Source organism: Bacillus cereus group sp. RP32 (assembly GCF_040459735.1).
In the GTDB taxonomy this organism is placed as follows: Bacteria; Bacillota; Bacilli; order Bacillales; family Bacillaceae_G; genus Bacillus_A; species Bacillus_A wiedmannii.
This window is the reverse complement of the sequence record NZ_JARVHO010000002.1, coordinates 207,473-220,026: the sequence shown is the minus strand read 5'-3', so window position 1 is coordinate 220,026 and position 12,554 is coordinate 207,473. Positions and strand designations below refer to the sequence as shown.

Genomic DNA, 12,554 nt, shown 5'->3' with positions numbered 1-12,554 from the left:
GTTTTATTTAATCTAATTATTAAACAGAGATCTGAGCGTATTACTGATGCTTGGATCTTTTTTAATAATAGGGATTTGTGAACATAAATATCGGTTGATTACGGAAATAATGATTGTGGGGGAAAAAGATGAAATGGGGAATAGAAGCAATAAGAGGTTATGAATTAAGTGGTAACGACGTGAACTACTCGCCACTTAGCAAAGCTTGAAGTGGGAGCTTCTCAGTTCCACGACGAAAGTAACCTTTCGTCTCCCTGAGCGTTACTTCGGGGTGTTCCACCCCTAGATGTCCAACGCATGGATGCTCTTTTGGTACGGTTGATATTTTACGCAGGAACCGAATGGCTTGGTTTTCGCACTCTATTTTCTTCCTGCAACCTTCTATATCAAGTTATCAAAGAACTTCATATAGCAAGTTTATCAAAAGTTTTTGGCTATGCCAAACCGAAATTCATCTCCCACCTATCGTTGGGCTACGCCCTTCACACGCTTGAGGAAGGAGAATTCTTTCGGGGAATACGTTAAATTGGTATACTTTTTGGGGGGAAGGATACCAAAGTACCAATTGGAGTTATTTATCTCTCTCTCATCTTCAAAATTTCTTGGAAACATCAGGTTTGGATAGAGATATGATATTAGAACTGCTACCAATTAATTTTAAAGGAATTGTATGGAAGTCTCTCGAAAGCGAGGACTTGGAATTTCTAAATACTTTAACGAATCCTAATAGATGTTTGGAGATTTTAGATAGATATAACTTAATGGATTCTGCAGAAACTTATACACCAAGTATGGAATATAAACTGAGATGGTTAAAAGAGCGCTGGCTGAAAGGATATTATATTTTCGCCAACTGTTAAGATAAAGCTTGAATAATAGAAAGGAGGATATATTTGAGAGGACCGACACATGTAGCAGCAGGGGCATCATTCGCTTTAATTGCACATAATTATGCGGGAATAGGTGATGATCCATATTTATTAACGGCCACATCAATAATTGGAGCATTAATACCAGATATTTGTCATCAAGGATCTACTTTAGGAAGAAAAATACCTTTATTATCTTGGGGGATCAATAAAACTTTTGGTCACCGTACTATAACACACAGTCTAATCTTTTTGTTTGGTATAACGGCACTTCTTAAGTATCTAGTTCCCCAGTACCCCATAATATATATAGGAATGTTTATTGGGGTATTAAGTCATCTAGTGTTAGATGCCCTTACACCAAGTGGGATTCAATTGCTTTATCCTTTGAAAATGAAAATAAGATTTCCGATATATACAAGAACAGGAAGTATGATTGAACATATATTTTTCTTTTCACTTATTGTAATTGACATAACTTTAATTGGAGGCTCTTTTTAAAATTACATGAAAAATAGGGAAGAAATAAGGCACTCGAACAGCTATTTAATGTTCAAGTGCTTTTTTTATGTAGAGTCTACATTTTAATTAATGATGGGTAAACTTTCTATCATATTTATACAAATTATGTTATGGTACAATATGTTAATTAAATACAATTTTTTCTAAGGGGATGGGGCATAGTGAAAGCAAAGAAACTAGTAACGTTTGCGATACCGTTCATGCTATTGGCAGGTTGTGGTACCGATAAAACAGACGCAAAGCCAAAAGAAAAAGTAGAGTCTAAATCAGAAACTAAGGAAAAGTTATCAAAAGAGCAGTATCCAGTTCGTATGACGGGTTTATCTTCTGAATTAATGAATAAAATTTCTTCTATAACTGAAATAGCATTAGATAAAACGAAGGACGAAAAGGAATTAGTAAAAGGGTTAGTAAAAGAAGAAGCTGAGTTACAAAAGACTATTACTAAGTTTAATAAAATAGAAGCGCCTAAAGAGTATCAAGACTCACATAAAGAAATATTAAAGGCGGTAGACTGTTATAGTAAGGCATATGCAATTCAGGCTAAAATGGCAAAAACGGATGCTAAAGACATAGATAAATCAAAAGCAAAAGAAACAATGGATTTAATCAGAGAAGGTAATGGTTATTGGAAAACTGGTTTCAAACCAGTTGAAGATGCTACAGTAAAAAAAGCAAACGATCTTGGTTTCGGTACAGGGGCAAAAACTGATACTCCTTCAACTTCTAAGTCCGATGATGATAATGTGCAATTATCCGCAGACGGTAAAGAGTTATTTGGCACGTGGGGTAGTTACAGAGGTTCTGAGTTTCATAAAGGTTTAGACCTTAGAGAAGATAATTCATTCACGGCCTATGATGATACCGGTAAGTCTTCTTATGAAGATAACCATATGACAGGTACATGGTTATATAATGCAGACAAGAAGCAAGTAACTATGATTCCTACTGAATTTGTTAAAGATGGTAAGAAGATAGATGCTAGACAAATGAATGCGGTAGTAGATTATACAGTTGAGTTTCTTAGAGCAGGTTCTTTAAGAATGGTAGATAATAAAGGTAACAAATTAGAAGTAGAAAGACAGAAGTAAATATTGTTTACAAAGGGGGGGGATTCATGAATTATGATACTGTAGCATCACTACAACGGATGCGACAATTGCAACAAATGGAAGCCGCTGCAAGCAATAAATTGATTTTAAAGCGTGCTGATTCGTATACACCAAATATTCCCCCCATAAAAGGCAAAGTAATGTCATGAAAAAAGAGCCAGATTGTATGGCTCTTTTTAAGTATTAAAATGTTTCCCCATGTTCAGCATTTTGAGTAATGTTGTTTGAGGTAAAACTAAATCTGAAAAACGGCTACCAATCCTAGAGTGATACCTAAAACTTAAATTACTTTCCTCATTATTTTAGTGCCTCCTTTTCCGAGTTTTTGAGACCGTAGTACCTACAAATAGACTTGAAATTTAGTTTTCATAATTATTGTTGAGCCCTAGCAGAATGAAGAACAGGGGAATTAAATCTGCCTATTCCGCTAGCTAAAAAAATGTGGAAAATTAATAACTTGAGTAAAAGAACTGCTATTAACATACTTAACATACATATTTGTTTTGTTAATTGTGGGCGTGTTTTGAGATTTGTATATAGTAATTTCATTTGAAAACTTGAAAAATATTAAAATGTGTAAATTTTTCGAATTTTTTATTAAATGCATTTAATATTTGTAATTTGTTGTTTTATAATGATACTCGGGTTGGTCGTGAATGTTTTAGATATTGCGATATACAATCGGATTAATTTATTTTAGGGAGGTTTCAAAATTGGGTAAGAGAGTTATTATAAGAGTTTTTACATTATTATCAGTACTAGCATTATGCCTTAATGTGTTTTTACCAAGGGCTAGTGCAGAGGTTATGACGCACGAGAAATATTCAATGAACTGGAGTTATAGTAATAGTTTAGGCAAGTACATTCGAACTGAAATGATTAAAAATTCAAGTGGTCAAATTGCTTATTGCTTAACTCTGGGACTAAAATCACCAAATGGTGAAGATCTTCCTGAAATGGGGAAAACAGATAATGTAGTATATAGGGTCCTATTAAACGGTTTCCCGCAAAAAAATGTTGAGCAGCTAGGAGTAGCTAATCAGAATGAAGCACATTACGCGACTCAGCTTGCAGTTTGGAATGCATTAGGTCAACTTGATGTAAATGAACTGAAACATGAAAATAAAAATGTTGAAAAAGCGGCTAAGGCAATTATCAATGCTGCTAATAATAGCGGAGATACACAAGATATTTATATGAATGTTATCCCAGCTGAAAAACAAAAAGCAGAATTAAAAGGTGAGTTCTTCGAAACGAATCTATATACAGTACAAACAAACGCTAAGAGTGGTTCTTATAAAGTAGTAGCGAAAAATGCACCTAATGGAGTTAAAATTGTTAGTGAAAATGGTGAAATGAAAGATCAGCTTTCAGTTGGAGAGAAATTCCGTATCCAAATTCCTAAAAATACAAAAACAGGTGAATTTAATCTAAGTGTTGCTGCAAACTTAACAAAAGTTCAAGCAATTGCTTACCGCGGTACGGATACTGTTCAGAATGCTACAGTATTACTAGAAAGAAATGAAGAAAAGCTTAGTAGTGACCTTGCAGTAAATTGGGAAGCTGCTGGTGCTTTAAAAATTAAAAAGGTTGGAGAAAATGGAGAAGTATTAGCTGGTGCAGTATTTGAGGTCTTTAATGCAAATAATGAATCAGTTGGAAAAATCACGACTGGTGCTGATGGTACGGCAGGATTAAATAACCTACCAATTGGTACTTATACTGTAAAAGAAATAAAAGCGCCAACAGGCTATGTTTTAGGTGATAAACCACAAACTATTGAGGTTAAGACAGGAGAAACAGGGGCTGTTCAAATAGTAAACAACAAGGCAAAAGGGAACATTGAAATAAAAAAACTTAGTGATTCAGGTAAAGTGCTACCTAATGTTGAATTCACTGTTTTTACTGAAGATGGAAAAGAAGTGAAAAAGGCAGTAACAAAAGAAAATGGAATTGCAAATGTTGAAGGCCTTACATTTGGGAAGTATTATTTCTTAGAGACAAAAGCACCAAATGGATATATTGGAAATAAAACAAAGTATCCTTTAGAAATTAAAGAACACAATAAAACACTGACTTTTACAGTAGAAAACACCGAAGTAAAAGGTAGTGTAAAACTACTAAAAGTAGATAACGAAGATATTAGTAAAAAATTAGAAGGTGCAGTATTTGAGTTAAAAGATGCAAGTGGAAAAGTAATTGGCGAATATAAGACAGATAAAAATGGCGAAATTAACGTTAAAGATCTAGCGTATGGTAAGTATTCATTTGTAGAAAAGACTTCTCCAAACGGTTACGTTCTTGTTAAAGAACCAATTGTGTTCGAAATAAAGGAACATGGAAAAATTATTGAGCTATTAGCAGTTAATAATCTTATCAAAGGTGATCTGGAAATTACAAAGGTAGATGTTGCGGATGGAAACAACAAGCTTCCAAATGCAGAATTTACGATTTATAACGAAGTAGGAAAAGAAGTAGTAAAAGGTAAAACAGATGATAAAGGTATCGCTAAATTTGAAAAGCTACCATTTGGAAAATACACATATAAAGAAACTGTTGCACCAAACGGTTACATTTTAAATGAAGAGACGTTTTCTTTTGAAATCAAAGAGAATGGTCAAATAATTAAACATATCGTCAAAGATGAGAAGATTCCTTCAATTAAAACAACAGCATCTGATAAAAAAGATGGTACAAAAGAAATGCACACTTCTAAGTCTGTAACTATTCAAGATAAAGTGGAATACAAAGACCTACAAGTAGGTAAGGAGTACACTTTAAAAGGTAAATTAATGGATAAAAAGTCTAATAAACCATTAGTTGTAAATGGTAAAGAAGTAACTGCTGAAACTAAGTTTACACCAAAAGAAGCAGCTGGTTCTATTACATTAGATTTCACTTTTGATGCAACTGGTTTAGAAGAAAAAGAAGTAGTAGTATTCGAAGAGTTACTGAAAGCCGGAAAAGTTGTTACTACACATGCTGATATCAATGATAAAGGTCAAACAGTTAAGTTCGTTAAGCCATCAGTAAAAACAACTGCTACAAACAAAGCTGATGGTGGAAAAGAGATTCATTCAAAGGATTCTATCACTATCCAGGATAAAGTGGAGTACACTAACTTAGTTGTTGGTAAAGAGTACACTGTAAAAGGTAAATTAATGAACAAAGCTATTAATGAACCATTATTAATTGATGGTAAAGAAGTAACAGCTGAGACTAAGTTTATTGCAAAAGAAAAGAATGGTTTTGTAACATTAGACTTTACTTTCGTTGGTGCTGAACAGCAAGGAAGAGAAGTAGTTGTGTTCGAAGACTTATTACATGAAGGGCAAGTAATTGCAACTCACGCTGATATTAACGATGTAGGTCAAACAGTTCGATTTGTAGAGCCTTCTATTAAAACGACAGCTACAAATAAAGCTGATGGTTCTAAAGAGTTAGACGCTTCTAAAACTGTAACAATCCAAGATAAAGTGGAATACAAAGACTTAATCGTGGGTAAAGAGTACGTAGTAAAAGGTAAACTAATGGATAAAGCAACAAAAAAACCATTATTAGTTGATGGTAAAGAAGTAACAGTAGAATCTAAGTTTACTGCAAAAGAGAAAAATGGCTCTATCACACTCGATTTCACATTCAATGCTTCTGCATTACAAGGTAAAGAAGTGGTAGTGTTTGAAGAATTGTATCAAGATAATGTCCTGGTAGCTATTCACGTTGACATCGAAGATAAGGGTCAAACGGTGAAATTTAAAGAAGTAAAACCAGAGCAACCAAAACCGGAGCAACCAAAACCAGAACAGCCGCATCAAGATAAAAATACTCCAACTTCAGAACAACCAAAAGAGCAAGTAAAAGAACAACCACAACCTAAGAAAGAAGTTCAATCTAAAATTGGATGGTTACCGCAAACAGGTGCTGATCTTACAAGTTGGATCTCTATGGCTGCAGGCGCATTACTGTTAATTGTTGGTGGAGTGATTTTCTTAAAACGTAAAAACGCATAAAAATTTAAAAAATAAGCACATCTGTTTTTACAGGATGTGCTTATTTTTATGTTAGTAAATTAGTCTTATTTACAGTATTCTAATCTATTTGACTATTTTTGAGTTGTTGTAATAATTCCAGGACAGCAAAACAGTCAGCTGCTGCTCGATGCTTAATCGTTAATTCCGTTGCATCAATTAATGAAACCCATTGTTTTGAATCAACATAATCGTGTGCAGAAATAATAAAGTTGTTTAATTTACAATAAAGTCATTTAAAAAATAATAAAGTTGTTTAAAAATCCTTATTCCACGAACGGAGCAGGTTAGTGGAAGCAATAGTAATTAGGTTTGACTGGGAAAATTGTCGATGATATTAAAAAAGACACCGAAGTGTCTTATGTTTTTCAAATTAAGCATACCGATAAATTGAAATTTAATTACTTAACATTATGCTTATCTTGGGAGCGAGGTATTTTATCGGTGAGTGTATACAAACCATGTAATGCTTGCTGTTAATAATGCTGACGAAATCAAAGCTGTAAGAACACTATATGTTTGCCAAATAAGTATTGTTGACCAATCGAAAGCACAGCACAGTATACTCAGGGCAATCGTAGCGATCAGGAAAATAACTGTTACGGTTATTCTCTTTTTTGTCATTGGCTGCTGCTCATTCGTTGTCCTTTTGCGTAATCCTAAGAAAAATAGCAAACCGGCCAATAGGCAAAGAATAATTGTGATAGACGACAAAATGATATCCAAAAGCTGTGTGCCGCTTATTTCATATGACTGAGTTAGATTGCCTTCTAATATATCTTTAACTTTTAGTACCATGTTTATATTGGTATTTGCGCCGTTGCTCAGCAAGGAGACGGCTGTTCGTTCATTTAGCAGTATGACTACTTCGGTTCTGAAATTTGGATTGCCCCCAGTGTGTTCTATAATCGTTTGTTCGGCGTTTACGGACCAGCCTGCCGCATAATACATACCGTTGACAGCCGAAACAGACATATCACCCCTATGTGATTTTTCGATAACCGTGTGAAATATTTCGGGTATGTCCTGCACAATACCCATCTGTATGCCCATCCAACGCGCCATATCTTTTGTATTAGAAATGATGTAGCCTGCGGGTTTATTCCCAGCATAATCCGGAGCTTTAAATGGAGTTGTCATAAAAAAGGAAGAACGGTAGCCCTGTGCCAACTGTCCAGTGGCTTGAGCATCTTCTTTATAAACATACGTCTGGTGAAGTCCTAACGGCTGAAATACCTGTTCCTTCATAAAGTCTTCATAGCTTTGTCGCGACACAATCTCAATAACCAAACCCAATACGTCATAATTAACGGTTCCATAGTTATACTGTTCACCGGGAGGAAACACCAATTCAGCATCCACGAGCATTTCCACAGTCTTTTGCAACATATCCGGTGTATTGCCTTGTGGAATATTTTGAGTATGCCTAATATTTGTTAGACCACTGGTATGGTGAAGAAAGTTATTTAGTGTAAGACTTTGCATATCAACAGGTTTCCCTTGATACTTTAACGTAAACCAAGGTAAATATTTTTGGACAGGGTCAGTCATTGAGAGCAGCCCTTGCTCTTCCAACAGCATAATACCCATACCGGTAAAAGCTTTACTGACCGAGGCTAACTCATAGAGTGTATTTTCACTTGCAGACAACCCCTTTTCACGGTCTGCATACCCTGAAGAAAAGTAGAACACTTCATCATCAGCAAGTATTGAGATTGACATTCCCGGCACACCTGATATACGACAGGCATCATCTAGCAACGTTTGTATTGCCGTAGATTGCGAATCTGACAACGCATAACTTTGTGTTGCGAATCCTGAGAATAATATAAATATCGTTAATACAAAAACAATAATCTTTTTCATAACCTCTCCTTTTTGGAAAATTATAAGAGAATAATATAAATAACCTCCTTTTACAACTATGAAACTAATTTTAATTTATCTTTCTATTCACCTATATAATATCAAGTAATTGTGAAGAGTTACACTTAAACGAACAGATGCGTTAGTACAATAAGAAGTAAACAACTTTATTATTCATTTTTTAAGTATTATATAAACAGATGGATGTAATTTGAAACAACTTTAAAGAGCCTTGCTACGTAGAATGTAGTAAGGCTCTTAGCTTTTAATAATCAAAATTCAATAACTTTATTATCATTATACAAATCGACGTACATTTTCATAACACATGTGGATTTAAAATTCATAAATTCTACATTGTTAGCAATACAGGTGTTTTCTATCATGCCTAAATCAAATTCAGCGTTATAGATAAGTATAGTTTTTCCTACGGTAACTTCACGTAACTCTTTATATATCGCTGTCCACACGATGGTGCGTCGTGAACCATTTCATTTGTAATACGGTGAATGGAGGCTGCTTCAGCTGGAATATTTATAGTTGGCTTAACTAAAGAGTTTAATAGGATTTTTCCTGTTAAATTAATTACGCTTATCTCGATAATTTGATCTCTTAGAGTAAGTCCAGTTGTTTCGGTATCTAAAATAATAAACTGATCTCTGTTTATAAACATTTTGTTGATAAATGTTTTGATTTTTAATTTTGTTTCTTTTAATTGATTCATAATTACTTGGTGTTCGTAACAGCTAGGGCAGAGACTTAGACGTAGTTTAGCTTTACTTTGAACGACATGGCTACACTGTTTACAAGTCCGTTGCTCTATACCTAGTTTTCTACCATTTGATAGTGCTAGTTTTTGCTTATCAGATAATTGCCGTTTTTCTTCTGATTTTGAGCGTTCATATAAATCTATATACCTATTATTTACTCTCTGGAATACCTTAGCTACAGGACCTTCTATGGGCTTTAAACCTTCTTTGCTGAGTTTAGTTTTGCTTGCAACTTCTAAGGGACCTCACTCCAATTTTTATAACTTATCATTTATTTTCACCCCAATGGTTAAATTAGCTATTGAAATAAATATGTGGAAATTTTTTTGATTTATTATTAACCTTATCTAAACTCTAACCTAATTCTAATTTATGGTAAAATTAAATGGCGGATAGGAAGAAAAAGGGTAAATGGTAAGGGATTATTAGCATATCGGGGGAATAAAAATGTTAAACAATAATGTATTAGATGAACTATTTAATGAGGTAGCATATGAAGATGAATCGTATTTTTATTATTTTTACACTATGAAAATGGCGGCAACATCAGAATATATTAAATTTGGTCCTGGTGCATTTTTAGAAAATCAACATCAAGTGATTTGCTTTACTAATAAGAGGATAATGATGCTTGAATTGAATCCGTTAACTGGTAAATTTAATGGAAATAAAATAACAATTGATATTGAAGATGTTGAGGGCATAAAAGTAAAAAGAGGACTAATAAAGTCTAAAGTTATTGTTACATTAAAAGGTAACAAAGGAAATATCATTATGAATCCAAATAGTTTTACAATTGGATTGTCAAATCATAAAAAAAATTTAGTGAAACTGCAAGAAATGTATAGTTAAAAATCAGTCTCTATAAAGTTGAAAAATCCATTTTGATTAAAATCTTGATTAAAGACTTATTAGAATGGATTTTTTGTTTCTTTTAAAAAGGATAAGTAATGATATTCAAACTTTAAGTCCATACATAAGGAAAGACTTCATTTTAATCAATCTATTTTCAAAAGGAGTTCTATTTGCTATAGAATCCAGATTTGTAAGAGGGTTCTAATCAAACTTTATTTCAAAACTACAACCTTACTTCCTAAATGTCTACAAGAAAATATAACGATATGTAATAGAATATGCAATTTTACATATACCCTATAAATATTTTTTTATAGGAATATAATAATTTCTTGTGATTAATAGAAAAGGAGTTGATAGATATGAAGAAGTTTGCAGCATTGCTCTTATCATTATTATTACTAATTACTGCAGTTGCACCTTCATATGCATTTGCCGAGACAGGTAATACGACCGGCTGGGTTGTAGAGGGAGAAAAGAAATACTATTATGATAAACCAGGCGTGAAACATACTGGGTTATTACGATTGGGAGACGACACGTTTCTATTCGATAAAAACGGAAATCTATCAGTGGGATGGAATACCGTTGACGGAAAAGACTATTACTTTGATAGAACAACTGGTGCAGCTCAAAAGGGGTGGTTCCCGCAAGCTACACATTGGTACTTCGCTAATGATGAAGGTGTCATTCAAAAAGGTGATGTAAACTACCAAGGGAAACAATTTCAATTCGATAGAACAGGGAAAATGGTCAAAGGCTGGGTAAAAATTAAATCATTTGATCATAACATATACGGTTCAAGAACAGTCTTAAGAGGATTCAATCCTATTCAAGTTGGAGATGATGAAATTCTTGAAGTAGTGGGGGAAGATGGCCCATTATGGTTTAGAGTAAATTACAACGGGAAGACATACGTTGTAAAGAAACTATTTGTAGTTGTGTTTGACCAATCTTTATCGGATAAAATGGATGAGATTAGTCAAGGCATAGACGATTTAAAATTCGGTCTAGAATTAATTCAAATACACTCAAAACGATTAGCTGATGCCAATCAAGCGAAAAATGTTGATACGGCTGTTCTCGAATCAAGTGAATTGGCACACAGCATGAATCAATTCCTGACAACATTAAAAGGATCACACATAAAGAGCTTCGTTGATAACGTAAACGCAAAGGAAGCTGATCCAAATGTCCAAGTAAAATATCAGTCAATCCTCACGAATCTGCAAATGATGGAAAATGATTTTAGTAAAATCCATAAATTCATGCTATTAAAAGATAGTATTATGGTTTTAGATAAAGCTAATAAGGATTCTGGGGATATTATTAACAATGTACAGGCTGCTAAGAATCTGTTACCAGAAACTAAAAAGCAATTAGCAGAATATAGCGCACAATATATGGACGTAATTGCAGCCTCATTTAACATGTATAATGGTTTTCCAGTAGAAGTAGGAGAAGCATATATTGAGCCAATAGAAAAATTTTTGAATTCCTTACCACAAGAAGAGCTCAAAAAACAAGCTGGTGGATTAAAAGATACTGCAACAGAGATAAAAGATTGGCGTGAAGATTTTAAGGGTAGAATACCTGCATACAAATCAATGGCTACAGATTTACACACTTTTAATAAAAGTGTAGATAAATTTGCTAAATCAGTTGATACAGCAGCTAAATCTTTACATAAGCAAGCATTGATGGCCGAAGATTTAACAAGAAGTGTTTCTACGCATATTAAAGAAGCACAACAAGCTTTCCCAACGCTTCACACAGATATTATGTCAGGTATAGACGCGACGAATAACCTTTTAGGTACTGCTAATAAAATTGCAAGTTACAAAATTGATATACCAGCAGCTGCACAAAAAATGGGAAATATGGATGGGCTAAAAGACACATTACGTGATTTTGGTGTGCCACCTGAAAAGATGCAGGAATATTTGGAAGAACAAAAACGTTCCGCTAAACAAACTTCACTATTCCTTGATTTAGCTCCTGGAATTGGAGAAGTAAAACAAGGTATCCAGCTCTTTACGGGCGAGGAAATGTTTACTCATGATAAATATGCGCCAAGTGACTTTGTATGGGGAACACTTACTGCAGTTACTGGTGGTACAACAAAAGTAATTGGCCGTACCTTTGGTAAACTAGGCGATCTGGAGAAAAATGCACAGAAACTTGGTAATGTAACAAAAAATGTATCAACAGGTTCTTTCGATGTAGCAGCCTTTGATAAAAAAATCGCAAAAATGAATATAAATGAAAAAGCCGCTGAAATAAAAATAGCCTCAAAAGGCATTGCTGAGCAAAATGGTTGGAAAAAAGACTCAAAATTGAGCAGAGTAAATAAAAGGGACGTATATGTTGATTCAAAATCCAATAATCTTTATGCTTTAGATACACAACATGGTAGATTTGAAGTACTTAATAAAAAGGGGAAACATCAGGGAGAAGTAGACTTTAATTTAAACTCAACAAAACCTGCGGACAAATCTGGGGGACATGATTTGAAAATGGGTTAAGAAAGGA

The 12,554-nt window shown here is 33.9% G+C and carries 9 protein-coding genes and 1 pseudogene; 7 read left to right on the top strand and 3 right to left on the bottom strand.

Annotation, left to right across the window (positions count from 1 at the left end):
- Positions 1 to 503: 503 nt before the first annotated feature.
- The 5 genes from QCI46_RS28470 to QCI46_RS28450 all read left to right on the top strand — a co-directional run bounded on the left by QCI46_RS28470 (position 504) and on the right by QCI46_RS28450 (position 6,513).
- The gene (locus QCI46_RS28470; RefSeq protein WP_353842121.1) at positions 504 to 860 is read left to right on the top strand and encodes a hypothetical protein; all 357 of its coding nucleotides are present in this window, start codon (positions 504 to 506) and stop codon (positions 858 to 860) included.
- Between the two features lie 33 nt (positions 861 to 893).
- Positions 894 to 1,370, top strand: coding sequence for a metal-dependent hydrolase (locus QCI46_RS28465; protein ID WP_353842030.1), 477 nt, complete (start codon positions 894 to 896; stop codon positions 1,368 to 1,370).
- A gap of 182 nt (positions 1,371 to 1,552) precedes the next feature.
- Entirely contained in the window at positions 1,553 to 2,482 is a 930-nt protein-coding gene (locus tag QCI46_RS28460) for a DUF3994 domain-containing protein (protein ID WP_215559200.1), read from the top strand.
- A gap of 26 nt (positions 2,483 to 2,508) precedes the next feature.
- Positions 2,509 to 2,652, top strand: a complete 144-nt coding sequence (locus tag QCI46_RS28455) for a hypothetical protein (protein ID WP_189338017.1) — start codon at positions 2,509 to 2,511, stop codon at positions 2,650 to 2,652.
- 564 nt (positions 2,653 to 3,216) lie between these two features.
- Positions 3,217 to 6,513, top strand: a complete 3,297-nt coding sequence (locus QCI46_RS28450) for a VaFE repeat-containing surface-anchored protein (protein ID WP_353842029.1) — start codon at positions 3,217 to 3,219, stop codon at positions 6,511 to 6,513.
- 79 nt (positions 6,514 to 6,592) lie between these two features.
- Here QCI46_RS28450 and QCI46_RS29965 read toward each other — a convergent pair.
- The 3 genes and pseudogenes from QCI46_RS29965 to QCI46_RS28440 form a co-directional block, all read right to left on the bottom strand.
- Positions 6,593 to 6,724: pseudogene (locus tag QCI46_RS29965) on the bottom strand (3'-5' exonuclease); the annotation flags it as partial.
- 245 nt (positions 6,725 to 6,969) lie between these two features.
- Positions 6,970 to 8,397 carry a serine hydrolase domain-containing protein gene (locus tag QCI46_RS28445; protein ID WP_098721821.1) on the bottom strand — a complete coding sequence of 476 codons (1,428 nt, stop codon included), beginning with the start codon at positions 8,395 to 8,397 and terminating at the stop codon, positions 6,970 to 6,972.
- 427 nt (positions 8,398 to 8,824) lie between these two features.
- A complete protein-coding gene (locus QCI46_RS28440) occupies positions 8,825 to 9,070 on the bottom strand; it encodes a 3'-5' exonuclease (protein WP_255262817.1) in 246 nt (81 codons plus the stop codon).
- A 544-nt stretch (positions 9,071 to 9,614) separates the two neighbouring features.
- Here QCI46_RS28440 and QCI46_RS28435 point away from each other — a divergent pair.
- Positions 9,615 to 10,019: a PH domain-containing protein gene (locus QCI46_RS28435; RefSeq protein WP_098155307.1), complete on the top strand. Its 405-nt coding sequence runs from the start codon at positions 9,615 to 9,617 to the stop codon at positions 10,017 to 10,019.
- Positions 10,020 to 10,384: 365 nt separating this feature from the next.
- Positions 10,385 to 12,547: a colicin E3/pyocin S6 family cytotoxin gene (locus QCI46_RS28430; RefSeq protein ID WP_353842028.1), complete on the top strand. Its 2,163-nt coding sequence runs from the start codon at positions 10,385 to 10,387 to the stop codon at positions 12,545 to 12,547.
- Positions 12,548 to 12,554 lie beyond the last annotated feature (7 nt).

Bases quoted from the DNA above. Each gene is read 5' to 3' on its own strand.
- QCI46_RS28455 (WP_189338017.1), top strand. From the start codon at position 2,509: ATGAATTATGATACTGTAGCATCACTACAACGGATGCGACAATTGCAA.
- QCI46_RS28430 (WP_353842028.1), top strand. From the start codon at position 10,385: ATGAAGAAGTTTGCAGCATTGCTCTTATCATTATTATTACTAATTACT.
- QCI46_RS28440 (WP_255262817.1), bottom strand. From the start codon at position 9,070: ATGTTTATAAACAGAGATCAGTTTATTATTTTAGATACCGAAACAACT.
- QCI46_RS28435 (WP_098155307.1), top strand. From the start codon at position 9,615: ATGTTAAACAATAATGTATTAGATGAACTATTTAATGAGGTAGCATAT.
- QCI46_RS28445 (WP_098721821.1), bottom strand. From the start codon at position 8,397: ATGAAAAAGATTATTGTTTTTGTATTAACGATATTTATATTATTCTCA.